This is a genomic window from Alterinioella nitratireducens (assembly GCF_013155465.1).
GTDB classification, from domain to species: Bacteria; Pseudomonadota; Alphaproteobacteria; order Rhodobacterales; family Rhodobacteraceae; genus Alterinioella; species Alterinioella nitratireducens.
Window position 1 is genome coordinate 106,698 of sequence record NZ_JABJVX010000006.1, and the last position, 23,208, is coordinate 129,905.

Below are 23,208 nucleotides of genomic sequence, written 5' to 3' on the forward strand. Positions count from 1 at the left end.
CGGCAGATTGCCTGTGGTTCCGGCTATTTTCGCCGGTTCCCGTGGCAACCCGGAAAAGGGCGTTGAACTAGCCTTTCAGGCCCCCTATCGTCCATGTTTCGAGCGGCAATATGGCCCAACCAGTGAGACGGTGACCCCTATGGACAAGATCCCCATGACCCCGACGGGCTACAACGCCCTGGACGCAGAGCTGAAGACCCTGAAATCGGTCGAGCGTCCGGCCATCATCAAGGCCATCGCCGAGGCGCGTGAGCATGGCGACCTGTCGGAAAACGCCGAATACCATTCCGCCCGCGAAAAGCAGTCCTTCATCGAGGGCCGCATCAAGGAGATCGAGGGGCTGATCGGCCTGGCGCAGGTGATCGACCCCAAGAAGCTGTCCGGTCCGATCAAGTTCGGGGCCACGGTCGAGCTGGTCGATGAAGAGACCGAGGAAGAAAAGACCTACCAGATCGTGGGCGAGGCCGAGGCCAAGATCGAGGCCGGTCTGCTCAACATCAACTCGCCCCTCGCGCGTGCCTTGATCGGCAAGGAGGAAGGTGACAGTGTCGAGGTGAAGACCCCCGGCGGCAGCAAGGATTACGAGATCGTCAAGGTCTCCTACATCTAGTATCATACTCATGCCGCAACGCGGAACCTGGTGGGCATGGCAGACGAGAAGCACTTTTCGACGATAGAACTGGGCGCCTTCGCGTCTGATCCCGCGACCTCGCGCATCACCATGATCGAGGTCGTGGCGCTCGGGCTGACGGTGGTCTGGCTCATCGGCGTGATCTACTTCTTCTATGGCACCGACATGTCCGGCCTGGGCGAAGCCTCGACGCTTGAGGCGGTGATGATCATGCTCGGCATCTTCGTGCCGGTGGCGCTGATCTGGGTCGCGGCCTCGGCGGCCAAGACGGCGCGCATATTGCGCGAGGAATCGGCCCGCCTGCAAAGCGCCATCGACGCGATGCGCGCGGCCTATGTCGTGCAACAGCAGGCTGGCGGATTGGGCTCGAAGTCCGATGTGGCGCTGAAACTGGAAGAGATCGCCGAGGCGCAGCGCCAGGCGGAAAACGCGCTGGCCACCTTCACCTCGATCCGCAAGGCCGCAGAAAGCGCCGATGCCCGCGCCGCCGTCGCCCATGCCCCCCCAACGGCAGAGACCCCGCAGCCGACCCTGGGCCTGGGCACCCCGGCGGAGGCATTGCAGGAGCCGATCTCGGTCGCCGATTTCATCAAGGCGCTGAACTTCCCGGAGAACGAGAACGACAAGGAAGGTTTCCGCACCCTGCGCCGCGCCCTGGGCGATCCCTTTACCAAGCGCCTGATCCGCGCCAGCCAGGACGTGCTGACCCTGCTCAGCCAGGACGGCATCTACATGGACGACCTGCGCCCCGACCGCGCCAAGCCCGAGCTGTGGCGGAAATTCGCCAAGGGTGAGCGTGGCAAGGCCATCGCGGGGCTTGGCGGTATCCGCGACCGGTCTTCGCTGGCGCTGTCCTCGGGGCGGATGAAGCAGGATCCCGTATTCCGCGACGCGGTGCATCACTTCCTGCGCCAGTTCGACAAGACGCTGGTGGATTTCGAGCAGAACGCCACGGATGAGGAAATTATCCAGATGGCCGAAACCCGCACCTCGCGCGCCTTCATGCTGCTTGGCCGGGTGACGGGAACCTTTGACTGAGCGCGACGGCTGCGGCCCGTCAACGGGCCGCGAGTGCGCTCGGTCGACCGAGCGCATCACCCGCCCATGAGGGTCACCCCCGCCGCGCCGCCTCGATCCGGGCCACGTCGATCTTGTCCATCTCCATCATCGCGGCGAAAACGCGCTCTGCCTCGTCGCCGCCTGCCGCCATGCCCTCGCTCAGCACGCGCGGCGTGATCTGCCAGTTGACGCCCCACCGGTCCTTGCACCAGCCGCATTGGCTGGCCTGCCCGCCATTGCCAATGATCGCCTCCCAGTAGCGGTCGGTCTCGGCCTGATCCGCGGTCGCGACCTGGAAGGAAAACGCCTGCGTTTGCGGAAAGTGCGGACCACCGTTCAGGCCGAGGCAGGGCAGCCCCAGAACGGTGAATTCGACCGTCAGCACCTCCCCCGCCTTACCGCCCGGAAAATCGCTCGGGGCGCGGCTGACGGCGGTGACGGCACTATCTGGAAAGGTTTCGGCGTAGAACCGGGCCGCGGCCCCGGCGTCCTTGTCGAACCAGAGGCAGATGCGGTTCCTCGGAATGCTCATGATCGGGGCCCTCCTCGTGCATGACTGGACTCTGTCCAGTCTACCACACCCGGCACAGCCCGCGTCAGTCCTCCAGGCTGTCCTCGCGCTTGTCGTCGATCAACTCGCCCTCCTGCGCCTTGCGCTTGAGGAACCGGTCGCCGTAGCCGTCGATTTCCGAGGCGTCGATCTCCTCTTTCGCGCGGGCAAAGACCTCGTCTTCTTCCTCGTCGATGTGATGCTCGTAATCATGCTTGAGCTTGTCGAACCTGTCCGACCAGCCCTCGGCCCCGATCTCCATCCCGTTCAGCTCCTCCAGAAGGTCATCGAGCTGCTGATGTTCATGCACCGAATGGCGCGCAGCATCCTGGCCCCAGGTCTTCGAGATGAGCTTGGAATAGAACGTCTCCTCCTCGGCGGCGGCATGGGCCTTCACGTCGCGATAGAAGCTGTCCCAGGCCTGTTTCCTGGCGCTCTTGTCGCTGGCGTCGTCGGCCAGTGTCGCCAGCCACGCGCGGTGCTGATCGTGGTCCTTCTTGATGGCGTCATAGATCGTCGGCATGTCGGGTCTCCGGTTCTTGTTCGGGAAAACACCTCAACGCCGGGGCGCGGCGAGGGTTCCCGGGTCAGAGGCCGAACCCCGCATAGGGCAGGAAGGTCACGGGGTCGCCCGGCGTGATCTCCTGCGCCTCATAGGGCAGCTCCAGCAGCCCCCCGGCCCAGGACAGCCCCGATATCCGGCCCGAGCCTTCGGATTTGAAAAGCTCCACCCGGCCATCCGCCCCGATCCGGGCGCGGGGGTATTCGGCGCGGCCATGTTTCTTGGATTTTGCGAAGCCCGCGGGCGCCTGCATCCTCAGCGGCTCCTGCCAGCCCGCGCCCGACAGCAGGCTGAGGGCGGGGCGCGCGAAGATCAGCGTGCAGACCAGCGCCGCGACCGGATTTCCCGGCAGGCCGAAGACCGGCACGCCCCGCCATTGCGCCAGCGCCAGGGGCCGCCCCGGTTTCAGCGCGATGCGCCAGTTGGACAGCCGCCCCTCCTCGCGCAATAGCCGCGAGATGTGATCCTCATCCCCCGCCGACGCGCCGCCCGAGGTCAGGACCGCATCGGCCTTCGCAGCGTCATCCAGCGCGCGCCGGATCGCGCCCGCATCGTCGGGCTGGCGGCCAAGGTCGATCACCTCATGGCCCCACCCGCGCAGGATCGCGGTCAGCATCGGGCGGTTGGCGTCGTAGATCTGGCCTGCATCGGCGCTGTCGCCAGCCTCGCGCAGCTCATCCCCGGTCGAGATCACCGCGACCTTCAGCCGCCGATGGACCGGCACCACGCCATGCCCCGTGGCGGCCAGAAGCGCCAGATCGGGCGCCCGCAAACGGTGACCGGCGGGCAGGATCACGTCGCCCTCGGCCACGTCCTCGCCCGCCTTGCGGGTGTTCGCGCCGGGCTTGACCGGGCCGTTGAAGGCAACGTGGCGCGCATCGCTGCGGCAATCCTCCTCCAGCACCACCGTATCCACGCCCTCGGGCAGCGCGGCCCCCGTCAGGATGCGGATCGCGTGGCCCGGGGGCACGGTGCCATCGTAGCGCAACCCCGCCGCCGCGCGGCCCCGGACCAGCGGCAGAACCTGCGGGCCGTCCCCGGTTGCGGAATGGGCGAACCCGTAGCCATCCACCGCCGCGTTTGGGTTGGGCGGGTTGGCGCGCAGGGCGCGGGTATCCCCAGCCAGAACACGGCCCGAGGCGGCGTGGAGCGGCACGGTCTCGGTGCCGACCACCGGGTGCAGGATGTCGCGCAACCGCGCCAGCGCCTCGGGCACCGGCGTCCAGTCCACCCCCGGCGGCAGGGCGAAACAGTCGTCCTTCAACGCGGGCGGGTGCAGCGTCGGGGCAAGCGCTGCGTTCTGGGCGTCCTCATGGCCGAGGCCCAGAATCCAGCCCTCTTCATCCGAGCGGATGGCCAGCATTGCGTTCAGTTCCGCCTCGGGCAATCGGGCGATGGCCCGCGCAAGCAGCCGCACCTGCGCCCGGTCGCGGATGTCGTCGCCCTCGGCCTTCACCGCGTCCCGGATCAGCGAGGGCCAGATCTCGGCCAGCACGACCTGGCCTGATGCCGCCTCGAACGGCCAGACTGTGACCGCCGTGTCAAACCGCCGCCGCAGGCGCGCCAGAACCGGCAGGCCCATCAGAACCTGCGACCCGACCGCGCCGGCGCCCGCCAGTTGCCAGACGGAAAACGTGCCTTTCGCCAGCGTCTCCACCTGCCGAAACTCCGCGCAGCCATGGCCCCGCCGGTCCCGCCCCTTGCGCGGCAGATGCTCCAGGTCGCGCCTGGTCCCGTTGCCCCAGAACGGCCCGACACCGGGGAAAAGCGCGTTGATCCCTGCTGCCACCTGCCAGCGATTGTTGCGCTGCGGCCCATCCTCGATCCGCGCCTCCAGCCAGTCCCAAAGCGCAAACGGATCGGCCTTGCCCGTCACCGCGCCCGCCACGCCTTGCGGATAGCCAAAGGGAAAATCGAACCCGGCCAGCACCCGGCGTCCGGCGGCGATCTCCTCACGAAAAAGACCCGCAAGCCACGCCTCGGCCACCTGCCGGTTGCGCAGGTAGACCGGCTCCTCCTCGACGCCATTCCGCACGACCCCGGCCCAGATCGCGTCCGGCTTGGGCACCGCGCCGCGATCGTTGCCGCCGGACCAATCGACCATGACGATGGTGTCGAAGCGGCTCATGGCCCGATCTCCGTTGCGATGAAATCGGCGATGGCCTGGGTGTCATCCAGATGCAGAACGGGCCGATCCGTAGCGGGCACGCTGTCCGAAGCAACGGCCCGGATCGTCGGGTCGCTATCGGCCAGCAACCCCTGCCCGGTCACGCCCCGATGCGCCTCGATCTTCGGGTGCCCCGCGCGCTTGAACCCCTCGACCAGCACCAGATCGACGGGGGAGAGCTGTGCCAGCAGCGCCTCAAGCCCCGGCTCCTCCGCGCCGCGCAATTCGGTCATCAGCGCCCATCTGGTGCTTGAGGCCAACAACACCTGGCTCGCCCCTGCGGCGCGGTGACGAAAACTGTCGGTGCCGGACTGATCGACATCGACCGCGTGATGGGCGTGCTTGATGGTGGAAACCGTGAGACCCCGGCCCGCAAACTCCGTCACCAGCCGTTCCACCAGCCCGGTCTTGCCGGAGTTCTTCCAGCCCACGACACCGAAAAGCCTCATGCCAGCAGCCCCTCGGCCAGGATCAGGTCATCTGGCGTGTTGACGTTGAAGAACGGATCGAAGGGCGTGCCGGGAAAGACCGCCAAGGCCGTGCCGTGCCGGTCGGTCCAGGCCACGACCTTGCGGATGCCCTCGTCCAGCGCGCCCCGCAGATCGTCGCGCAGATCGACGGGCCAGAGGCCGAATGTGGGTTGCCTGAGCGCGCCTTTCTCCGGGTCATGCGTTGCGGCCAGCGCAATGGGTTTCCCCTGCGCCTCTGCCGCCAGCAACAATTGCGGCACCAGGTCGGCGGGGAAGAACGGCGTATCGGCGGCGGCGGTGACGATGTGGCTCGCGCCATCACCGGCGGCCCAATCCATCCCCGCCAGCACCCCGGCCAGAGGCCCCGGATGCCGCCCCACGCTGTCGGGCAGCACCGTCAGCCCCAGATCGGCGAACCGGGCCGGATCGCCATTGGCGTTGAGCGCAAGGCCCGCGACCTGCGGCTCCAGCCGGTCGATCACGCGGGAAATCAACGATTGCCCGCCGAGCATCAACCGGCCCTTGTCACCGCCGCCCATGCGGCTGGCGAGGCCACCTGCAAGGATCACGCCGAGAGGCTGTTTCATGACCAACCCTCCCCGCCCGCGCGTTCGGGAATTTTCGAAAATTCCCGGATCTTGTTTCGAAACAAAATGCCCCTCATCCGCGCGCCCCCTTGCGCCCGTGTTTGCGCGGTTCCTCGCCCACGCCCGCCGGATCGACGTCGCGCACCAACCGCGCCTCCCCCGCCAGACAGACAAAGCGCCGCCCCTTCAGCCGCCCGATCAGGGTCAACCCGACCTGGCGCGCGATCTCCACCCCCCAGGCGGTGAAGCCCGAGCGCGAGACCAGCACCGGAATGCCCATCAGCGCCGTCTTGATCACCATCTCCGAGGTCAGCCGCCCTGTGGTGTAGAGGATCTTGTCCGCCGCCTCCGCCCCGGTGTCATACATCCACCCCGCCACCTTATCGACCGCGTTATGCCGCCCGACATCCTCCATATAGACCAGCGGGCGGTCGCCCTGACACAGCACCGTGCCGTGAATGGCACCGGCCTCCAGGTAGAGGCTCGGCGTGCGGTTGATCTGGTGGCTCAACGCATAAAGCCAAGATGCCCGCAACTCGGCGCGCGGCAGGGTCAGCCCCTCCAGCCCCTCCATCATGTCGCCGAAGACGGTGCCGACCGCGCAGCCGCTGGTCCGGGTCTTTCGCGCCAGCTTGGCCTCGTGATCGGTCTCGGCCTCGGTGCGCACGACGACGACCCCGAGCTCCGCGTCATGGTCCACACCTGTCACGCGATCCGCCTTTGACAACATCCCCTGGTTGCGCAGGAACCCGAGCGCCAGGTATTCGGGGTGGTCGCCGATGGTCATCGCCGTCACGATCTCGCGCGCGTTCAGGTAGATCGTCAGGGGCCGCTCCTCGACCACGTTCAGCGTCACCTGCGCGCCGCTCTCGTCATGCCCCTCGACCGCCCGCGACAGGGCCGCCGCCTTGGGGTCGGGGGCGATCAGGTAGCGCGCCAGAAAGTCATCACGAACAGCCATTTGCATCTCCTGCCGCAAGCGCATAAGCGAGGGGTCATGTCCCAAACTAGGGGTCCGGCATGGCAATCTCCACACCCAAAAGCGCCTATCTGAAGGGCGCGACCGGCGCGCTTCCGTTTTTGCTGGTGGTCGTTCCCTTCGGGATGCTCTTCGGCGTGGTCGGAACCGAGGCCGGGTTGAACCTGGCGCAGGTGATGGGGTTCTCGACCCTCGTCATCGCGGGCGCGGCGCAGTTCACCGCCGTGCAGCTGATGGTGGATGAGGCCCCCACCATCGTCGTCATCGTCTCGGCCCTCGCGGTCAACCTGCGCATGGCGATGTATGCGGCGGCACTGGCCCCCTATCTCGGACCGGCCCCGTTCTGGCAGCGGGCGATCATCGCCTATCTCAATGTCGATCAGACCTATGCCATGTCGCATCAGCAATTCGAGGCGGAGCCCCAGATGCCCCTTCCCGCACGCGTCGCCTTCTTCTTCGGTTGCGCCACGCCGATCCTGCCGATGTGGGTCGTGGCCACCTATGTGGGGGCCGTCGCGGGCGCCGCCATCCCGCCGGAGTTTGCGCTCGATTTCGCGGTGCCCATCACCTTCATCGCGCTGGTGGCCCCGGGCCTGCGCACGCTGGCCCATGTCTCGGCGGCGGCCACTTCGGTCATCCTGGCGCTGGCGCTTGGCTGGATCCCGCATAACCTGTGGATCCTCGCGGCAGGCATCGGCGGCATGATCGTCGGGGCCGAGGTCGAACGCAGAGGCACCGCGCAATGACCGCCTGGTCCGACCCCGCGATCTGGGGCATCATGGCCGCGCTCGGGCTTGGCACCTACACGCTGCGCCTGTCCTTCCTGGGGCTTCTGGGGGGCCGCGCGATCCCGGAATGGGCGCTGCGCCACCTGCGCTATACCGCGGTCACCATCCTGCCCGCGCTGATCACGCCCGCGGTGCTCTGGCCCGAGGCCACCGGAGGCCAGACCGACCCCGCCCGCCTGGCCGCCGCCGCCGTTGCCCTGATCGGCGGCTACGTGACCCGCAATGCGATCGTGGCCATTGTCGGCGGGATGGCCACGCTCTACCTGGTGCAGTTCGCGGGCTTCTAGGCCTGGCGCGCCTTGAGGCTGTCGCGGATCTCGACCAGGATCTCCAGCTCGGTCGGCGCCGGATCCTCTGCGGGCGCCTGTGCCGCCTCGACCTGCTCGCGCGCGGCGGCATCCTTGAGCTTGTTCACGGACCGGACCAGCATGAAGACCACGAAGGCGATGATCAGGAAATTGAGCACCGCCATCAGGAAGGCACCATAAGCGAAGACCGCCGCACCAGCCTCCCGCGCGGCCTCCAGGCTGGCCCCGGCCGCGACCTCGCCCGACAGCACGACATATTGGTTGGTGAAATCCAGCCCGCCGGTGAAGAGGCCGATGAAAGGGTTGATCAGGTCCGCCACAAGGCTGCTGACGATGGCGGTGAAGGCCGCCCCGATAATGATGCCGACGGCCATGTCCATGACATTGCCGCGCGCGATGAAATCCTTGAATTCTTTTAGCATGGGTTCCGCTTCCGTTATCCTGTTCGCCCCCATTTCCGCAGAAAGAGGGTTAACGGAAACTAGACACGGAGACGGGCGCGATGTCAGCACATTCCCGCGCTCCGCACCCGAAAAACCGGTGTCTCAGCCCGGCAAATCCCCGGTCAGCACGTAGCGCAGGATCTGCACCACCTGGTCCGGCGTCTCGGTGACGGCCAGCGCCGCGGCATCGACCTCTTTCAGCGGGTGCTGATGCTCGGGCCCATGCATGACGACCAGGGGCGTGCCGAGCGCAGCCGCATAGCCCGCATCGAAGGCCGCGTTCCATTGCCTGTATTTCTCGCCAAAGCGCACCACGACCAGGTCGGCGCTTTCGATCTCGTTGCGGGTGCGGATCGCGTTCAGCTTGGCGCCCTTGTGGTCGTGCCAGAACTTGCTGTCCTCGGCCCCCAGGATCGCCACGCCGCAATCGTCGCTGGCATCGTGATCGGTCACCGGCGCGGAGAACTCCACATCCAGCCCCTCGGCTCCGGCTATGATCTGTTCCCGCCAATCGGTGTGAATCTCACCCGACAGATAAACCTTCATCTCGCTCTCCTTTAAACCTTAGCGCCGCACTTTCATTTTGCCGAAAATACCTCGGGGTCCGGGGCAGAGCCCCGGCGAGTCGCCGCCGTCAGGCGGCGAAACCCTCAGCCGCGCAGCGCGCCGCCCGTCGCTTTCTGCACCTTCTCGACAATCTTCGCACCGACCGCCTCGATCTCCTCCTCGGTCAGGGTCTTGTCACGCGGCTGCATCCGCACCGACAGCGCGATGGATTTCTTGCCCGCCCCCATCTGCGCCTCGGCCTTCTCACCCGAGAACTCGTCGAAGATGCGGACATCCTCGATCAGCTTCTTGTCGGCCCCGGCGGCGGCATTGGCCAGGTTGATCGCCTCGACCTGCGCATCGACGACAAAGGCGAAATCCCGCTCCACCGCCTGCAGATCGCTGATATCCAGCGCCCCGCGTGACGCGCTCTTTGCCCGCGCGATCGGAATCTCCTCGGGGAAGAGCGTCAGCGCCATCGCCGGTCCCTTCACGTCCATCGCCGCCAGCACCCGTGGATGCAACTCGCCGAAGACGCCGAGGATTTTCTTGGGCCCCAGGCAGATCATGCCGTGACGGCCCGGATGCCACCAACCGGGGGCCCCGCGCAGGATCTGCACCTTGGCGGGCGCCCCCATCGCGGCCAGCACGGCCTCGGCATCGGCCTTCACGTCGAAAACATCCACCGTCCGCCGCGATCCGTGCGGATCGCGTCCGGCGGAGTGCCCCACCACCAGCGCGGTGGCTTGCAGGTGCTGCTCGCCCGGCTCGCCGCCCTGGAACGCGGTGCCGACCTCGAACAATGCCAGGTCCATCATGCCGCGCGCCTGGTTGCGCGCCGCCGCCTGCAAGAGGCCGGGCAGCAGCGCGGGGCGCATATGGCTCATCTCGCTGGAGATCGGGTTCTCCAGCATCGTCGCGTCATCACCGCCGCCGAACATCTCGGCGCTGGCACGGTCGATGAAGCTGTAGGTGACGCATTCATTGTAGCCGAGCGCGGCCAGAGTCCGCCGCGCGGCGCGTTCACGCAACTGCATCGGTGTCAGCACCGGTTTCGGCACGCCCGCCGTCGGGCGCGTCAGGGGGCGGCCTTCCAGCTTGGTAAGCGACGCCACCCGCGCCACCTCCTCGACCAGGTCGGCCTCGCCCTGCACATCGCCCCGCCAGCTTGGCACCCAGACCTCCAGCACGTCGCCCGATCCCGTCGCGGAAAACCCGAGCGCGGTCAGAATGCGCACCTGTTCGGCCTTGGGGATTTCCATGCCGACCAGGCTGATCACCCGCGCGGTATCCAACGGGTAGCTGCGCGCGACCTTCGGCGCGGCCCCGGCCTCGACCACTTCGGAGGGCTCACCGCCGCAGATTTCCAGGATCATCCGCGTCGCCGCCTCAAGCCCGGGTCTTGTGTAATCCGGGTCGACGCCGCGCTCGAACCGGTAGCGGGCATCGGAATTGACCTTCAGATCGCGGCCCGTATAGGCCACCCGGATCGGATCCCACCAGGCGCTTTCCAGGAAGACATTGACCGTCTCGCCGGTGCAGCCCGTGGGCTCGCCACCGACGATGCCCGCAATGCTCTCGACGCCCGCCTCATCGGAGATCGCGATATGGCCCGTGGACAGCGTGTAATCCTTGTCATCCAGCGCGCGCAGGCTCTCGCCGCCTGCCGCGCGATGCACCCGAAGATCGCCCTTGACCTTGTCGGCATCGAAGACGTGCAGGGGGCGGTTCTGGTCATAGGTGAAGAAGTTGGTGATATCGACCAGGGCCGAGATCGGGCGCAGCCCGATGGCGCGCAGACGGTCCTGCAACCACGCAGGCGACGGCCCGTTTCTGACGCCCCTGATCACCCGCCCGGTGAAATGCGGTGCCTCCTCCAGCGTGTCGGCGTCGATACTCACCCCGATCGGGCTTGCGAAGCTGCCCGGCACCTCGACCTCGTCTTGCGGTTTCAACCGCCCGAGGCCCCGCGCCGCGAGATCCCGCGCCACGCCGCGCACGCCAAGCGCGTCCTGCCGGTTCGGCGTGATGGCGATCTCGATCACCGGATCGACCTTGGCCGGGTCATTGACGGCCAGCCAATCGACGAAACGGTCGCCGACCTCGCCCGAAGGCAGCTCGATGATGCCGTCATGCTCGTCCGAAAGCTCCATCTCGCGCTCGGAGGCCATCATGCCGTAGCTCTCGATGCCGCGGATCTTGCCGACCCCGATGGTGGTGTCGATGCCGGGCACGTAGACGCCGGGCTTGGCAATCACCACGGTGATGCCCTCCCGCGCATTGGGCGCGCCGCAGATGATCTGCTGCACACCCTCGTCGGTCTCGACCTGGCAGACGCGCAGACGGTCCGCATCGGGGTGTTTCTCGGCGCTCAGGACCTTGCCGATGGTGAAATCGGCCAGTTTCGCGCCCCGGTCGGTGACCTCCTCGACCTCGAGGCCCAGATCGTTCAGGGCATAGCAGATCTCGTCCAGCGTGGCCTCGGTCTCGAGGTGATCCTTCAGCCAGGAAAGGGTGAATTTCATGTCGCGCGTCCCTCTGCGTCTTTGCAGGGGACCGCTTAGCGCATGTGCCCGCCATTGAAAAGCCGGGGCGCGTCGGGCCAGGTATCCGGGAAGGCAACATGATTGGTGTGGCTAATACACTTTTTCATTGAACTGGCAGGCGTTTTCGGCTATGTTGGGGGTGATGTTGCGGGGACATTCATGCTTTGAAAGGACATGACATGACCCTGAAGACCCTGACCGCGGCCACTATCGCCGCCACCCTGCTTGGCACTGTTGCCCATGCAGATATTACGATCATTCAATCCGGCCCCTCCGGGGCGATGCCCGATATCCAGATGCCCGCGATGCCGAATATGCGGATGCCCGGCCATATCCAGCCGCTTGGCGACGGGTTCGGAATCGCCTCGGCCTTCATCCGTGACATGATGGCCGACCGGATGCCCGGTTTCGACATCGACGGCGCCATCGAGGCCGCCCCGATCATCGAGCCGCCGGTGCCGGTTTCCTTCGCCGGTGACTGGGACTTGCTGGAGATTTACGGCGCGGGCTCCGTGCCGCTCGTCTTCTCGGACGAGCTTCTGGCGCGGGCCGAGTTCAGCGTCGATGTCGAGGGCAATTTCAACGCCTCGGTCGGCTGCAACTCGATCTTCGGCCATCTCGAGGAAGACGCCGGCACCGTGGAAACCGGTGAGATCATGGCGACCCTCATGGCCTGTTCCGAGCCGGTGCAGGGCATGGAACGGGCGCTCACCCGCAGCCTGTCGGAGGCAGCACTCTTCGCTCATGGCCGTGACCGGCTGGTGTTCCTCAGCGTCGACGGCGAACCGCTGGTGCGTTTCAGCGCCGAAACCGAGTAAGACCTGCCGCCCCAAGACCAACGGGCGCGGCGTCCCTGACCGGATCGCCGCGCCCGCAATCCGTCCGGCCTACCGTGCCTCGGCCCGGATCGCATCGGTCGGCGCATCGAAACAGGTGCCAAGCAGCAGCGTGAAGGAGGTCGGGAGGCTCCGTTCTTCGTCTTTCCCATAACCCAGTATCCTTACTTCTGGGTCTCCGGTAAAGCCGGGGCGGTTCAGAGGGTGGTGGAAAAGGACTTAAGCGTATCTGCGCTCCGCGTTGAGAATTCGGGGAGCGTAGCGCGGCGACGGGTGTCCGCATAGTGTCCTGGTGCGAAGCCGCGCGATGGCCAGACCGCGGGGTGGCGATGCGACGGTGGTGGATGCACTTTATGCTGGCCAAGTCATTCCGGCTCCAGAACGGAGCGTTTGCCTCACCATATCGCCAGCCCGGGGGGCGGCCCCCTCTCGGCAGATTTCCGTTGGAAATCGCCTGCCGGGTCAATGCTGGCGATCGCGCGGCGGCCTACGGCCTTGATTCCGCGCGGGTCAGAGAGGCAGCAGTTTCTTCTTCTCAGTTAGCCGAGAGGTTTCCCTCCAGGAACATCAACAGAGAGTTCTAGATCGTCATCGATCTCCGAGCTGCGCATCGTCTTCACGAGGCCAGTTTGGAAAGACAGATAGCGACTTCTGTACGGTCGAAAACCTGCCCGAATCCTCCGTGCCACTTCCTTAGCGGGAACATGCCTGCTCACCTCAAGCTTAATCTGTTCCAAAGTCCGCTCTGCTTCGTCAATCATCTCCGATACCAGGCCGTGTCCCGTCATGGCTTCGTCAACAACTTCTTTTTCGCCCAAGAGGCTGAGGCCGAGCAAAGCGACTTCGAAACTCTCCCGAGCCCGCAACAACTCTTCAAAAGCTTCAAATGGTTCAGCACCGTCTTGAAAAGAGAACCGCTCAAACGACAGCCTGACGCTAGAAGTAAGGTAAAAGAAGCGTCGGTATTCTTTGCGCCGCTCCCTCCTAAGCTCGAATTTTCGGTCAACCTCTTTCTGGCTAGGGTATACAACCATTGCTATATACAATGCCGTACTGGACGCGACGATTGCGGCAAAGAACGCCCACCACATCTCTCACACCCCCGAATGCACCGCCGGCACGTCCAGCGCGCTGAACCCGTAATGCCGCAGCCAGCGCAGGTCGCTGTCGAAGAAGGCCCGCAGATCGGGGATCCCGTATTTCAGCATCGCGATCCGGTCTATCCCCATGCCGAAGGCAAAGCCCTGCCATTCCGCCGGATCAATCCCGCCCGCCTTCAGCACATTGGGATGCACCATGCCGGACCCCAGAACCTCCAGCCAGCCGTCGCCCTCGCCCACCTTGACGGTGCCGCCCTCGAAGGAACACTGGATATCGACCTCGGCCGAGGGCTCCGTGAACGGGAAATGCGAGGCGCGGAAGCGGGTTTTGACTTTCTCGCCGAAATAGGCCGAGAAGAACTCCTCCAGCACCCATTTCAGGTTCGCCATGGAAATATCGCGATCCAGTGCCAGCCCCTCGACCTGGTTGAACATCGGGGTATGCGTCTGGTCGTAATCGGCGCGGTAGACGCGGCCCGGCGCGATGATGCGGCAGGGGGCGCCGTATTTCTCCATATGCCGGATCTGCACCGGGCTGGTATGGGTGCGCAGCACATGCGGCGGGCGGTTATCCCCCGGCGCGCGATGCGTGTAGAACGTGTCCATCTCGGCCCGCGCGGGGTGGTGGCCGGGGATGTTCAGCGCGTCGAAATTGTACCAGTCGGTCTCGATCTGCGGGCCTTCTGCAACGGCAAATCCCATATCGGCGAAGATCGCGGTGACCTCTTCCATCACCTGGCTGACGGGGTGGATCGTCCCCATCCGGCGCGGGCGGCCCGGCAGGGTCACGTCCAGCCATTCGGCGCGCAGCCTCTCGTCCAGGGCGGCATCGCCAAGTGCGGCCTTCTTCGCCGCAATCGCCGAGTTGACCTCGTTCTTGAGCGCATTCAACGCCGGACCCGCGACCTGGCGTTCCTCGGGCGTCATCTTGCCCAACTCGCGCATCTTGAGGCTGATCTCACCCTTCTTGCCCACGGCCTGCACGCGCAATGCCTCGAGGCCCGCCTCATCCGTCACATCGGCAATCGCCGTCAGGTACTTGTCGCGCAGATCGTCCATCTTCACTTCCTCTTGGGGTGTTGCCGACCTGCTAGCAGAACTTGACGCGAAAGCAAATCGGCCCGCACCATTTCGCCGCATTGCATCCCACGGCCCGCAGGGTTCATATCCGACCAAATCGGTCAGAAAGTCCCCGCCCATGCCGTTCTTAAGCCAAGGTTTCCGCCCCTTCTTCCTCATGGCCGCCCTTTGGGCCGCGATCTCGATGGGGATCTGGATCACCTATTGGGCGGGTGGCATGGCCTTGACCGGCCCGCTCCTGCCGCTCGACTGGCATGTGCATGAACTGGTCTTCGGCTATGGCGGCGCGGTGCTGTGCGGCTTCCTGCTGACGGCGATCCCGAACTGGACCCGGCGCCCGCCGCTTTCGGGCCTGCCGCTGGCGGCACTGGCCCTGATCTGGCTGGCGGCGCGGATCGGGTTCCTGATCGGACCAGAGGAAGTCTCGCCCTCGCTGATTGCCCTCGACCTCGCCTTTCCCGCCCTCTTCAGCGCCTTCGCGGGGCGCGAGATCATCGCGGGCGGCAACAGGCGCAACCTGCCGGTTCTGGCGATTTGCGTGCTGTTCCTGATCGGCGACGCGCTCTTTCACTGGGAGACGCTGGCAGGGTCCGGATATTACGGCGGGCGGATCGGCATCGCGGTCCTTGTCGGCCTGATCTGCCTGATCGGCGGCCGCATCATCCCCGCCTTCACCCGCAACTGGCTGAAGGCGCAAGGGGCCAGCGCCCTGCCCGCCGAGATGAACGCGTTCGACAAGGCGACACTGGCCCTGACCGTCCCGGCCCTCGCGCTATGGGTGGCGCTGCCCGCCCACCCGCTGACCGGCATCGCGGGGCTTGCGCTTGGCGCGCTGCACATCCTTCGCCTTGCGCGCTGGTGCGGGTGGGCGACGCGGTCCGAGCCGCTGCTCTTCACGTTGCACATCGCCTATGGCTTCGTCGGCCTCGGCTTCCTGCTGGCGGGTCTCGCTGCCTTCGGGCTGGTCCCCGCGATGTCCACGATCCACAGCTGGACGGTCGGCGCGATCGGCGCGATGACCCTGACAGTGATGAGCCGCGCGACGCTTGGCCATTCGGGCCGCCCGCTGAAAGCCGGATGGGTCGAGACCGCGTTCCTGGCCGCGCTGCCGCTGGCCGCGCTATCCCGCATCGCCTCGACCTTCCCAGCCGCGCCCCTGTGGACACTGCACTTGTCGGCAACGCTGTGGATCGTCGGTTTTGCCCTCTTCGCCCTGCGCTATGCGCCGGTCATGATCGCGCCGCGACACCCGGCCTGATTCATCCGGACAATGAAAAAGGCCGCCCTCATTGCGGGGGGCGGCCTTTCTGCAACGGGTTGCGCAATGCTTTTATGCCAGCGCGCTTTTGGCCTGGTCGACGATGGCGCCGAAGGCTTCGGGCTCATGCACGGCGAGATCGGCCAGAACCTTGCGGTCCACCTCGATCCCGGCCAGCGACAGGCCGTTGATGAAGCGCGAATAGGTCAGCGATTCGTCATGCGACCGCACGGCGGCATTGATGCGCTGGATCCACAGCGCGCGGAACTGGCGCTTGCGGTTCTTGCGATCGCGGGTTGCGTATTGGTTCGCCTTGTCCACGGCTTGCGTGGCGGTGCGGAAGGTCGTGGAGCGACGGCCATAATAGCCCTTCGCGGCTTTGACGATCTTCTTGTGACGTGCGTGGGTGACAACCCCACCTTTGACTCGGGACATATCGGGGCCTCCTTAGCGTGCGTAGGGCATGAATGCCTTGACGATCTTCTCGTCAGGGGCGGACAGAACGGTCATGCCGCGGGCGTCGCGGATGAATTTGTTGCTGCGTTTGATCATGCCGTGGCGCTTGCCCGCCTGTCCGGCCTTCACACGGCCCGAGGCCGTGACCTTGAAGCGCTTCTTGGCGCTCGACTTCGTCTTCATCTTGGGCATTTCCGTCTCCATCTTGTTTGGGTCGGTTCGGATGCGATTCGGCATGCCACATCGGCCGCACGCATCGGTTGGAGCGCGCTTGCTACAAGCAAACCCGCGCAGGGGCAAGACCTCAGTTGAGCAAACGCGCCGCGACCGAGATGAAGGCGTCGGGCACCTCGCGCCAACCGTTCGGGTCGGGGATCTGCGCATAGGCATAGACAAAGACGCCCGCAGCCGCGGCCAGCACCGCCAGCGCCACGACCGGAAACCGCTTATCCACCCAGGCCGCCAGCGACCCGGCGATCGCGAACCCGCAGACCAGCGTGGACACCGCCAGCAGGATATCCGCGTCGGGGATCATTCCAGATCGGTCGAGAGGATCAGATGCTCGGCGCAGGGCGCGACGCGGATGATGTTCGTGGTGCCCTGCACGTTGAAGGGCACGCCCGCTGTCACCACGATCTGATCGGCGGAGGTCGCGAAACCGGTGCTGCGCGCGGCGCGGGCGGCGGCGATGACGGCCAGCTTGAAGCGCGAGAACTCTTCCGTCACGACGCAATTGGTGCCCCAGGTCAGGCTCATCCGGCGTGCAACATCGACCAGTGGCGTCATCACGATGATCGGCACCGTGGGCCGTTCGCGCGCGACCAGCGCCCCCGTGGTGCCCGATTGGGTAAAGCAGCAGATCGCCTTGATATCCGTGGTCTCGGCGATCTCGCGCGCCGAGGCGACGATGCCATCGGCCACGGTCGAGCGCTTGACGCTGCGGGTGTTGACCATGATCTCGCGATAGGTGGGGTCCGCCTCGACCTCCAGCGCGACATTGTGCATCGTCGTCACCGCCTCGACCGGGTAATCGCCCGCCGCACTTTCGGCGCTCAGCATGACGGCATCGGCGCCCTCGTAGATCGCGGTGGCCACGTCCGAGACCTCGGCCCGCGTCGGCACCGGGCTCTCGATCATCGATTCCAGCATCTGGGTCGCCACGATCACCGGCTTGGCGCTGGCCCGGCAGCGGCGCACCAGGCGTTTCTGGATCGGCGGCACGTTCTGGACGGGCAGTTCCACCCCCAGATCGCCGCGCGCCACCATGATGCCGTCCGAAGCCGCGAGGATCTCCTCGAACGCCTCGACGGCGGCGGGTTTCTCGATCTTCGACAGGATCGCGGCACGCCCCTTGGCCAGCGCGCGCGCCTCGGAGACATCCGCCGCACGCTGCACGAAGCTGAGCGCCAGCCAGTCGACGCCGAGGCCGCAGACAAACTCCAGATCGGCCCGGTCCTTGTCGGAAAGCGCGGCCAGCGGCAGCACGACGTCGGGTACGTTCACGCCCTTGCGGTTGGAAATCTCACCCCCCGCGATTACCGTGCAATCGGCGAAATCGGCGCCGCACCCCTGCACCTGCAACTTGATCTTTCCGTCATTGACCAGAAGGGTGGAGCCCACCTCCAGCGCCGCGAAGATCTCGGGGTGGGGCAGTTGCACGCGGGTGGCATCGCCCTCGGCCTCGTCCAGATCGAACCGGAACGACGCGCCGTCCTGCAACTCATAGGGGCCATCGGCGAACACGCCGCAGCGCAGTTTCGGCCCCTGCAGGTCGGCCAGGATGCAGATCGGCTGGCCCAGATCCTGCTCGACCTTGCGGATGATCGCGTGACGGGCACGAATCTCCTCGTGGTCGCCATGGCTCATGTTGAGGCGGAACACGTTGGCCCCGGCCTCGAACAGGGCCCGGATCATCTCGTAATCGTTGGACGCGGGCCCTAGGGTTGCCACGATCTTCACATTGCGTTGGCGTTTCATGCGGACCTGCCTCTCTGGTAGGATGTTAGCGCTCACATATCAGCTGGCGCCCTTATCTCTCAAATCCCATTACAGGACAACTGGTCCTTGGGCGCAACCTGGCGTATGTGACATTCTGCGATGAGAGACGAGCCCCGGACAACCCAACCCTATGAGATCGACGGCGCCGACCGCCCGGCCCGCTGGCTGGTCACCTGCGACCATGCGACCAACCTCGTGCCGGATTGCGTGAACGGCGGCGACCTTGGGCTGCCTGAGGCCGATATGACCCGCCACATCGCCTATGATGTCGGGGCCGAGGGGCTGTCGCGCCACCTGGCCCGCGATCTCGACGCGCCGCTGATCCTGTCGCGCTTTTCCCGGCTGGTCATCGACCCGAACCGGGGCGAGCATGACCCGACCGTCTTGATGCGGCTCTATGACGGCTCGATCACCCCGGCCAACCGAAATGCGGATGCCGCGGAAACCGAGCGCCGCCTCGCCGCCTTCCACCGCCCCTATCACGACGCGCTGGCAGGGCTTGCGGCGCAGCGTGACGACCGGGTGATCCTGTCGGTCCACAGCTTCACGCCGCAATTCAAGGGGCGCGAGATGCGGCCCTGGCATGTCGGCGTGCTCTATGCCGAAGACAACCGCCTGGCCCTGCCGCTGCTGGAGCGGCTGCGCGCCGAAGCGGGGATATTCGTGGGCGATAACGAGCCCTATTCCGGCCACCTCCCCGGCGACACGCTGGACCGCCACGGCGTGCAGACGGGCCGCCCGCACGTGCTGATCGAGCTGCGCAACGACCTGATCAAAACGCCTGACCAACAGCGGCAATGGGCGCACCGGCTGGCCCCCATCCTTGACGGCGCGCTGGCCGACGCACAGGTTTGAGAGGCAGAAGGAGACACATGCCATGGACGACCAGACCCGCACCGAGATCGAAGCCGCCGCCTTTCGCCGCCTGCAGAAACACCTGATGCAGGACCGGCCGGATGTGCAGAATATCGACATGATGAACCTGGCCGGGTTCTGCCGCAACTGCCTGGCCCGCTGGTATCAGGAGGCCGCCGCCGAGCGCGGTATCGACATGGACAAGGAAGAGGCGCGCGAGACCTATTACGGGATGCCGATGTCGGACTGGAAGGCGAAGTATCAGACCGATGCCAGCCCCGAAAAGGTGGAAGCGTTCAACAAGGCCTTCGCGGAGAATGTGGGCGACCAGAACCGGTAAATACGGTCACGCGTTGTCGACATCGCGTCCCCGCCCCGATCTCAGGCCGCGCTCGCGGGCCGCAGAAACGCCGGTTTCCCCTCTTCGCTCAACCCCGGCGCGTATTCATATCCACCGGTGTCGAACTCCAGGATACCCTCGGGATCGGTCAGCCGCCGCGTGATGATGAAGCGCGCCATCGCGCCGCGGGCCTTCTTGGCGAAGAAGCTGACAATCTTCGGCCCGCCCGGTTTTTCTTCCAGGAATTGCGGCGTGATCACGCGCGGTTTCAGCGCCTTGCGGTTGGCGGCGGTGAAATACTCGACCGAGGCGCAGTTGATCAGCGTGTCCGTGCCAAGCCGCTCGGCCTGCACATTCAGCGCCTTGGTGATCTGGTCGCCCCAATAGTCATAGAGCGACTCGCCCCGCCGCGTCTTGAGCCGGCTGCCCATCTCCAGCCGGTATTCCTGCATCGCATCCATCGGTCGCAGCAGACCGTAGAGCCCCGACAGGATGCGCAGATGATCCTGCGCAAAGGCCAGTTCCTCGGGGTCGAGCGAGGCCGCCTCAAGCCCCTGGTAGGTATCGCCCGCGAAGGCCAGCACCGCCGGGCGCTTGTCCGCGCCTTCCGCGAAGCGCTGGAACCTCTCGCGGTTCAGCTTGGCCAGGTCGGGGCTGATATCCATCAACTCTTGCAGCTTCTTGCCGCTCAGCTGCCTGGCCGTGGTGGCCAGCCGGTTGGCATCGGCCTGGAACATCGGCTCGGTCATCTCGACATCGCGCGCGGCCCAATCCAGCCGCTTGGCCGGTGAAATCACGATCAGCATTCAGCCTTCCCCTTCAAATCCAGTCCCACATCAGGCGCAGCGCCATTGCCGTGGTCATCATCACCAGAAGCGGCTTGATCAACCGCGCGCCGATCCGCGTGGCCAGCCGCGCGCCCACCTGTGCGCCCGCGAACTGCGCCACCCCCATCAACAGGCCAACACCCCACCAGGGCGTTGCCACGAAGGCGAAGGCCAGCAACCCGCCGCAATTCGACGCGAGGTTGAGCAGTTTGGTATGCGCCGTCGCCCGCAACACGCCGTAGCCCGCCAGCATCACGAAGCCAAGCATGTAGAACGATCCCGCGCCGGGGCCAAGCAATCCGTCATAGAACCCGATGGCAGGCGCCAGCGTCAGCATGAAGAGGCGCGGCGAGATGCGCTCGGCCCGGTCCAGGTCGTCCAGCCCCGGTTTCAGCGCGAAGAAAAGCGCGATGGCGATCAGCAGGACGGGCAGTGCCGCGCGCAACAGGTCCGTGGGCAACACGCTGACCGCGAGCGCGCCCAGGACCGAGGCCGCGAAGGCCATCGCCGCGGGTGCCAGTTGGCGGCGCGGATTGACCAGCCCGGCCCTTGCATAGCTGATCGCGGCCGAGGCCGAGCCGAACAGCCCCTGGATCTTGTTCGTCGCTAGCGCGGTCACCGGGTCGGCGCCCGCCAGCAGCAGCACCGGCACCCCGATCAGCCCGCCACCGCCCGCAATCGAGTCGATGAACCCTGCGACGAAGCCCGCCGCGACAAGCAGCGCCAGCACCTCCCACCCAAGGTCAAGCATCGTGCAGGATATCGAGGAAGGCGGGGCCGAAACGGTCTGCCTTCTGCGCGCCCATGCCCGAAATGCGGGCAAGATCCTCCAGCGATCCGGGCCGCCGCTCGGCGATCTGGCGCAGCGTCGCATGGGTGCAGGAGAGGTATTTCTCGGTCCCCATCTCGCCGCGCGACAGTTCCACCTGCGCCTCCATCAGCCGGTCGAACACCGGGCCCGCCGCGCGGCCCGCCAGCTTGCGCCGTGCAGGGTGGTCGGGGGCGGGCGCGGCGCCTGTGATCACCTCCAGGAAGGCCGCGCCGTAGCGTTCCAGCTTGACCGCGCCGACACCACTGACGCGCGCCATCGCGTCCATGCTCTCGGGCCGGGTCTCGGCCATCTCGATCAGGGTCTTGTCGGTGAAGATCACATAGGCCGGCACCCCCGCCGCCTCGGCCAGCCCGCGCCGCCTGGCCTTGAGCGCGGAGAGAAGCGGCGCGTCCTCCTCACTGACCAGCATCTTGATCGCGGGGCGGCGCGGCGCCTTGGCGATGGTGTCGCGGCGCAGGGTGATGCCTGCCTCGCCGCGCAGGATGGGGCGCGCGGCCTCGGTCATCCGCAGCGCGCCGAAACGGTCGGGATCGGGGCGCACGAGGTCATGCGCGGCCATCTGACGAAACACGGCCTGCCAGCCGCGCTTGTCGAACTCGGTGCCGACGCCGAAGGTGGGCAGATCGTCATGGCCGCGCTGGCGGATCTTGTCGGTCACATTGCCCAGAAGGATGTCGATCAGGTGCCCCGCGCCAAAATATTCTCCCGTGCGCAGGATCGCACTCAACGCCTTTTGCACCGCGACGCCCGCGTCGAAAGTGTCCGGCGGGGTGGCGCAGAGGTCGCAATTGCCGCAATTCCCGGCCTCCTCGCCGAAATAGCCAAGCAAGCCCTTGCGGCGGCAGTCCAGCGCCTCGGCCAGCCCAAGCAGTGCGTTCAGCCGCGCGTGATCGGCGGATTTGCGGTCTGGCGGGGCCAGCCCCTCGTCGATCTGGGACCGGCGCAGGCGGATATCGTCGGGACCATAGAGCGTCAGCGTATCGGCAGGCGCGCCATCGCGGCCGGCGCGGCCGATTTCCTGGTAATAGGCCTCGATCGACTTGGGCAGGTCGGCATGGGCCACCCATCTTATGTCGGGCTTGTCCACCCCCATGCCGAAGGCCACCGTGGCGACGACGATCAGCCCGTCCTCCACGGCAAAGCGGCTCTCGACGATGCGGCGATCCTCGGCCTCCATGCCGCCGTGATAGGAACAGGCGTTGTGCCCCGCCTCGCGCAGGCCCTGCGCCAGCGTCTCGGTCTTGGCCCGCGTGCCGCAATAGACGATGCCCGACTGCCCCTTGCGGGCGGCGGCAAAGGCCAGGATCTGCTGGCGCGGCTGGTTCTTGACCTCGAAAGCGAGGCTCAGGTTGGGCCGGTCGAACCCGCGCAGGAAGCTGGCGGGGGGCTGACCATCAAAGAGGCGCTCGACAATTTCGACCTGCGTTTCCGCGTCGGCGGTCGCGGTGAAGGCCGCCAGCGGCACATCAAGCGCGCGGCGCAGCGCCCCGATGCGCAAGTAATCGGGCCGGAAATCATGGCCCCACTGGCTGACGCAATGCGCCTCATCGACCGCGATGAGGCTCACACCCGTCCGCTTGAGCATCCGTTCCGTGCCGCCCGAGGCCAGCCGCTCCGGCGCCATGTAAAGCAGCTTGAGGCTCCCCTCCTCCAGCCCGCGCCAGACGGCGTCGGTCTCCTCTTCCGTGTTGCCCGAGGTCAACGCCCCCGCCGCAACCCCTGCCTCACGCAAGGCGCGCACCTGGTCGCGCATCAGCGCAATCAGTGGCGAGATCACCACCGTGACGCCCTCACGGCAAAGTGCGGGCAGTTGGAAGCACAGCGATTTCCCGCCCCCCGTCGGCATGATCGCCAGCACGTTTTCGCCCGCGATCACGGCCTCCACGATCTCCTCCTGGCCGGGGCGGAAGCGGTCGAATCCGAAGACGGTCGAAAGAAGGGCGGAAAGATCCGACATGGGGCCTGTATCTGCGGTTTTTCTGGTTGCGCG

At 66.2% G+C, this 23,208-nt stretch carries 26 protein-coding genes; 8 read left to right on the forward strand and 18 right to left on the reverse strand.

The window, feature by feature from the left end:
* Positions 1-139: 139 nt before the first annotated feature.
* A complete protein-coding gene (greA, locus tag HNS34_RS11610; protein ID WP_172320237.1) occupies positions 140-610 on the forward strand; it encodes a transcription elongation factor GreA in 471 nt (156 codons plus the stop codon).
* 36 nt (positions 611-646) lie between these two features.
* Positions 647-1,669 (forward strand): hypothetical protein, encoded by a 1,023-nt coding sequence (locus HNS34_RS11615; protein WP_172320238.1) that lies wholly within the window; start codon positions 647-649, stop codon positions 1,667-1,669.
* Positions 1,670-1,742: 73 nt separating this feature from the next.
* On the opposite strand, the gene HNS34_RS11620 is transcribed toward HNS34_RS11615, so the two are convergent.
* From HNS34_RS11620 to HNS34_RS11645, 6 genes are all read right to left on the reverse strand, one after another.
* Complete coding sequence (locus tag HNS34_RS11620) at positions 1,743-2,222, reverse strand: VOC family protein (RefSeq protein ID WP_172320239.1); 480 nt, start codon at positions 2,220-2,222, stop codon at positions 1,743-1,745.
* 64 nt (positions 2,223-2,286) lie between these two features.
* Complete coding sequence (locus tag HNS34_RS11625; RefSeq protein ID WP_172320240.1) at positions 2,287-2,763, reverse strand: hemerythrin domain-containing protein; 477 nt, start codon at positions 2,761-2,763, stop codon at positions 2,287-2,289.
* 64 nt (positions 2,764-2,827) lie between these two features.
* Positions 2,828-4,930, reverse strand: a complete 2,103-nt coding sequence (locus HNS34_RS11630; protein WP_172320241.1) for a molybdopterin-binding protein — start codon at positions 4,928-4,930, stop codon at positions 2,828-2,830.
* Positions 4,927-5,418 (reverse strand): molybdopterin-guanine dinucleotide biosynthesis protein B, encoded by a 492-nt coding sequence (gene mobB, locus HNS34_RS11635; RefSeq protein WP_172320242.1) that lies wholly within the window; start codon positions 5,416-5,418, stop codon positions 4,927-4,929. Before mobB ends, HNS34_RS11630 begins: the two co-directional genes overlap by 4 nt.
* Entirely contained in the window at positions 5,415-6,026 is a 612-nt protein-coding gene (gene mobA / locus HNS34_RS11640; protein WP_172320243.1) for a molybdenum cofactor guanylyltransferase MobA, read from the reverse strand. Before mobA ends, mobB begins: the two co-directional genes overlap by 4 nt.
* Before the next feature lie 73 nt (positions 6,027-6,099).
* Complete coding sequence (locus tag HNS34_RS11645; RefSeq protein WP_172320244.1) at positions 6,100-6,993, reverse strand: formate dehydrogenase accessory sulfurtransferase FdhD; 894 nt, start codon at positions 6,991-6,993, stop codon at positions 6,100-6,102.
* 53 nt (positions 6,994-7,046) lie between these two features.
* Between HNS34_RS11645 and HNS34_RS11650 the strand changes: the two genes are divergently transcribed.
* Together HNS34_RS11650 and HNS34_RS11655 are read left to right on the forward strand one after the other, a co-directional pair.
* Positions 7,047-7,751 carry an AzlC family ABC transporter permease gene (locus tag HNS34_RS11650; RefSeq protein ID WP_172320245.1) on the forward strand — a complete coding sequence of 235 codons (705 nt, stop codon included), beginning with the start codon at positions 7,047-7,049 and terminating at the stop codon, positions 7,749-7,751.
* Positions 7,748-8,080, forward strand: a complete 333-nt coding sequence (locus HNS34_RS11655) for an AzlD domain-containing protein (protein ID WP_172320246.1) — start codon at positions 7,748-7,750, stop codon at positions 8,078-8,080. Before HNS34_RS11650 ends, HNS34_RS11655 begins: the two co-directional genes overlap by 4 nt.
* Here HNS34_RS11655 and mscL read toward each other — a convergent pair.
* The 3 genes from mscL to pheT form a co-directional block, all read right to left on the reverse strand.
* Positions 8,077-8,523: a large conductance mechanosensitive channel protein MscL gene (gene mscL, locus HNS34_RS11660; protein ID WP_172320247.1), complete on the reverse strand. Its 447-nt coding sequence runs from the start codon at positions 8,521-8,523 to the stop codon at positions 8,077-8,079. The two genes, HNS34_RS11655 and mscL, sit on opposite strands and share 4 nt — an antisense overlap.
* Positions 8,524-8,646: 123 nt before the next feature.
* Positions 8,647-9,090: a YtoQ family protein gene (locus HNS34_RS11665; RefSeq protein ID WP_172320248.1), complete on the reverse strand. Its 444-nt coding sequence runs from the start codon at positions 9,088-9,090 to the stop codon at positions 8,647-8,649.
* A gap of 104 nt (positions 9,091-9,194) precedes the next feature.
* Positions 9,195-11,615 carry a phenylalanine--tRNA ligase subunit beta gene (pheT, locus tag HNS34_RS11670; protein ID WP_172320249.1) on the reverse strand — a complete coding sequence of 807 codons (2,421 nt, stop codon included), beginning with the start codon at positions 11,613-11,615 and terminating at the stop codon, positions 9,195-9,197.
* Between the two features lie 200 nt (positions 11,616-11,815).
* On the opposite strand from pheT, the gene HNS34_RS11675 reads away from it, so the two are divergent.
* The gene (locus tag HNS34_RS11675; RefSeq protein WP_172320250.1) at positions 11,816-12,454 is read left to right on the forward strand and encodes an META domain-containing protein; all 639 of its coding nucleotides are present in this window, start codon (positions 11,816-11,818) and stop codon (positions 12,452-12,454) included.
* A 557-nt stretch (positions 12,455-13,011) separates the two neighbouring features.
* On the opposite strand, the gene HNS34_RS11680 is transcribed toward HNS34_RS11675, so the two are convergent.
* Positions 13,012-13,563, reverse strand: coding sequence for a hypothetical protein (locus tag HNS34_RS11680; protein WP_172320251.1), 552 nt, complete (start codon positions 13,561-13,563; stop codon positions 13,012-13,014).
* Positions 13,564-13,566: 3 nt separating this feature from the next.
* Positions 13,567-14,631, reverse strand: a complete 1,065-nt coding sequence (gene pheS / locus HNS34_RS11685) for a phenylalanine--tRNA ligase subunit alpha (RefSeq protein WP_172320252.1) — start codon at positions 14,629-14,631, stop codon at positions 13,567-13,569.
* A gap of 139 nt (positions 14,632-14,770) precedes the next feature.
* On the opposite strand from pheS, the gene HNS34_RS11690 reads away from it, so the two are divergent.
* Positions 14,771-15,910 carry an NnrS family protein gene (locus HNS34_RS11690; protein ID WP_268879092.1) on the forward strand — a complete coding sequence of 380 codons (1,140 nt, stop codon included), beginning with the start codon at positions 14,771-14,773 and terminating at the stop codon, positions 15,908-15,910.
* A 72-nt stretch (positions 15,911-15,982) separates the two neighbouring features.
* Here the strand turns inward: HNS34_RS11690 and rplT are convergent, their stop codons facing one another.
* The 4 genes from rplT to pyk all read right to left on the reverse strand — a co-directional run bounded on the left by rplT (position 15,983) and on the right by pyk (position 18,343).
* A complete protein-coding gene (gene rplT / locus HNS34_RS11695) occupies positions 15,983-16,345 on the reverse strand; it encodes a 50S ribosomal protein L20 (RefSeq protein WP_172320254.1) in 363 nt (120 codons plus the stop codon).
* A gap of 12 nt (positions 16,346-16,357) precedes the next feature.
* Positions 16,358-16,558 carry a 50S ribosomal protein L35 gene (rpmI, locus tag HNS34_RS11700; protein ID WP_172320255.1) on the reverse strand — a complete coding sequence of 67 codons (201 nt, stop codon included), beginning with the start codon at positions 16,556-16,558 and terminating at the stop codon, positions 16,358-16,360.
* A gap of 112 nt (positions 16,559-16,670) precedes the next feature.
* Positions 16,671-16,901: a hypothetical protein gene (locus tag HNS34_RS11705; RefSeq protein WP_172320256.1), complete on the reverse strand. Its 231-nt coding sequence runs from the start codon at positions 16,899-16,901 to the stop codon at positions 16,671-16,673.
* A complete protein-coding gene (gene pyk / locus HNS34_RS11710) occupies positions 16,898-18,343 on the reverse strand; it encodes a pyruvate kinase (RefSeq protein ID WP_172320257.1) in 1,446 nt (481 codons plus the stop codon). The genes HNS34_RS11705 and pyk overlap by 4 nt, the downstream gene beginning before the upstream one ends.
* Before the next feature lie 120 nt (positions 18,344-18,463).
* Between pyk and HNS34_RS11715 the strand changes: the two genes are divergently transcribed.
* Together HNS34_RS11715 and HNS34_RS11720 are read left to right on the forward strand one after the other, a co-directional pair.
* Positions 18,464-19,219: an N-formylglutamate amidohydrolase gene (locus HNS34_RS11715; protein WP_172320258.1), complete on the forward strand. Its 756-nt coding sequence runs from the start codon at positions 18,464-18,466 to the stop codon at positions 19,217-19,219.
* Positions 19,220-19,241: 22 nt separating this feature from the next.
* A complete protein-coding gene (locus HNS34_RS11720) occupies positions 19,242-19,559 on the forward strand; it encodes a DUF1244 domain-containing protein (RefSeq protein WP_172320259.1) in 318 nt (105 codons plus the stop codon).
* A 41-nt stretch (positions 19,560-19,600) separates the two neighbouring features.
* Here HNS34_RS11720 and yaaA read toward each other — a convergent pair whose 3' ends face one another.
* Genes yaaA through recQ form a run of 3 tightly spaced genes read right to left on the reverse strand, consistent with a single transcriptional unit; the run spans position 19,601 to position 23,175 of the window.
* Complete coding sequence (gene yaaA, locus HNS34_RS11725; RefSeq protein ID WP_172320260.1) at positions 19,601-20,365, reverse strand: peroxide stress protein YaaA; 765 nt, start codon at positions 20,363-20,365, stop codon at positions 19,601-19,603.
* A 13-nt stretch (positions 20,366-20,378) separates the two neighbouring features.
* Positions 20,379-21,137: a TSUP family transporter gene (locus HNS34_RS11730; protein ID WP_172320261.1), complete on the reverse strand. Its 759-nt coding sequence runs from the start codon at positions 21,135-21,137 to the stop codon at positions 20,379-20,381.
* Positions 21,130-23,175 carry a DNA helicase RecQ gene (gene recQ / locus HNS34_RS11735; protein WP_172320262.1) on the reverse strand — a complete coding sequence of 682 codons (2,046 nt, stop codon included), beginning with the start codon at positions 23,173-23,175 and terminating at the stop codon, positions 21,130-21,132. Before recQ ends, HNS34_RS11730 begins: the two co-directional genes overlap by 8 nt.
* Positions 23,176-23,208: the final 33 nt, after the last annotated feature.

What these genes read in the sequence shown, in the direction of transcription:
- greA (WP_172320237.1), top strand. Translation starts at nt 140, where the DNA reads ATGGACAAGATCCCCATGACCCCGACGGGCTACAACGCCCTGGACGCA.
- HNS34_RS11615 (WP_172320238.1), top strand. Translation starts at nt 647, where the DNA reads ATGGCAGACGAGAAGCACTTTTCGACGATAGAACTGGGCGCCTTCGCG.
- HNS34_RS11620 (WP_172320239.1), bottom strand. Translation starts at nt 2,222, where the DNA reads ATGAGCATTCCGAGGAACCGCATCTGCCTCTGGTTCGACAAGGACGCC.
- HNS34_RS11625 (WP_172320240.1), bottom strand. Translation starts at nt 2,763, where the DNA reads ATGCCGACGATCTATGACGCCATCAAGAAGGACCACGATCAGCACCGC.
- HNS34_RS11630 (WP_172320241.1), bottom strand. Translation starts at nt 4,930, where the DNA reads ATGAGCCGCTTCGACACCATCGTCATGGTCGATTGGTCCGGCGGCAAC.
- mobB (WP_172320242.1), bottom strand. Translation starts at nt 5,418, where the DNA reads ATGAGGCTTTTCGGTGTCGTGGGCTGGAAGAACTCCGGCAAGACCGGG.
- mobA (WP_172320243.1), bottom strand. Translation starts at nt 6,026, where the DNA reads ATGAAACAGCCTCTCGGCGTGATCCTTGCAGGTGGCCTCGCCAGCCGC.
- HNS34_RS11645 (WP_172320244.1), bottom strand. Translation starts at nt 6,993, where the DNA reads ATGCAAATGGCTGTTCGTGATGACTTTCTGGCGCGCTACCTGATCGCC.
- HNS34_RS11650 (WP_172320245.1), top strand. Translation starts at nt 7,047, where the DNA reads ATGGCAATCTCCACACCCAAAAGCGCCTATCTGAAGGGCGCGACCGGC.
- HNS34_RS11655 (WP_172320246.1), top strand. Translation starts at nt 7,748, where the DNA reads ATGACCGCCTGGTCCGACCCCGCGATCTGGGGCATCATGGCCGCGCTC.
- mscL (WP_172320247.1), bottom strand. Translation starts at nt 8,523, where the DNA reads ATGCTAAAAGAATTCAAGGATTTCATCGCGCGCGGCAATGTCATGGAC.
- HNS34_RS11665 (WP_172320248.1), bottom strand. Translation starts at nt 9,090, where the DNA reads ATGAAGGTTTATCTGTCGGGTGAGATTCACACCGATTGGCGGGAACAG.
- pheT (WP_172320249.1), bottom strand. Translation starts at nt 11,615, where the DNA reads ATGAAATTCACCCTTTCCTGGCTGAAGGATCACCTCGAGACCGAGGCC.
- HNS34_RS11675 (WP_172320250.1), top strand. Translation starts at nt 11,816, where the DNA reads ATGACCCTGAAGACCCTGACCGCGGCCACTATCGCCGCCACCCTGCTT.
- HNS34_RS11680 (WP_172320251.1), bottom strand. Translation starts at nt 13,563, where the DNA reads ATGTGGTGGGCGTTCTTTGCCGCAATCGTCGCGTCCAGTACGGCATTG.
- pheS (WP_172320252.1), bottom strand. Translation starts at nt 14,631, where the DNA reads ATGGACGATCTGCGCGACAAGTACCTGACGGCGATTGCCGATGTGACG.
- HNS34_RS11690 (WP_268879092.1), top strand. Translation starts at nt 14,771, where the DNA reads ATGCCGTTCTTAAGCCAAGGTTTCCGCCCCTTCTTCCTCATGGCCGCC.
- rplT (WP_172320254.1), bottom strand. Translation starts at nt 16,345, where the DNA reads ATGTCCCGAGTCAAAGGTGGGGTTGTCACCCACGCACGTCACAAGAAG.
- rpmI (WP_172320255.1), bottom strand. Translation starts at nt 16,558, where the DNA reads ATGCCCAAGATGAAGACGAAGTCGAGCGCCAAGAAGCGCTTCAAGGTC.
- HNS34_RS11705 (WP_172320256.1), bottom strand. Translation starts at nt 16,901, where the DNA reads ATGATCCCCGACGCGGATATCCTGCTGGCGGTGTCCACGCTGGTCTGC.
- pyk (WP_172320257.1), bottom strand. Translation starts at nt 18,343, where the DNA reads ATGAAACGCCAACGCAATGTGAAGATCGTGGCAACCCTAGGGCCCGCG.
- HNS34_RS11715 (WP_172320258.1), top strand. Translation starts at nt 18,464, where the DNA reads ATGAGAGACGAGCCCCGGACAACCCAACCCTATGAGATCGACGGCGCC.
- HNS34_RS11720 (WP_172320259.1), top strand. Translation starts at nt 19,242, where the DNA reads ATGGACGACCAGACCCGCACCGAGATCGAAGCCGCCGCCTTTCGCCGC.
- yaaA (WP_172320260.1), bottom strand. Translation starts at nt 20,365, where the DNA reads ATGCTGATCGTGATTTCACCGGCCAAGCGGCTGGATTGGGCCGCGCGC.
- HNS34_RS11730 (WP_172320261.1), bottom strand. Translation starts at nt 21,137, where the DNA reads ATGCTTGACCTTGGGTGGGAGGTGCTGGCGCTGCTTGTCGCGGCGGGC.
- recQ (WP_172320262.1), bottom strand. Translation starts at nt 23,175, where the DNA reads ATGTCGGATCTTTCCGCCCTTCTTTCGACCGTCTTCGGATTCGACCGC.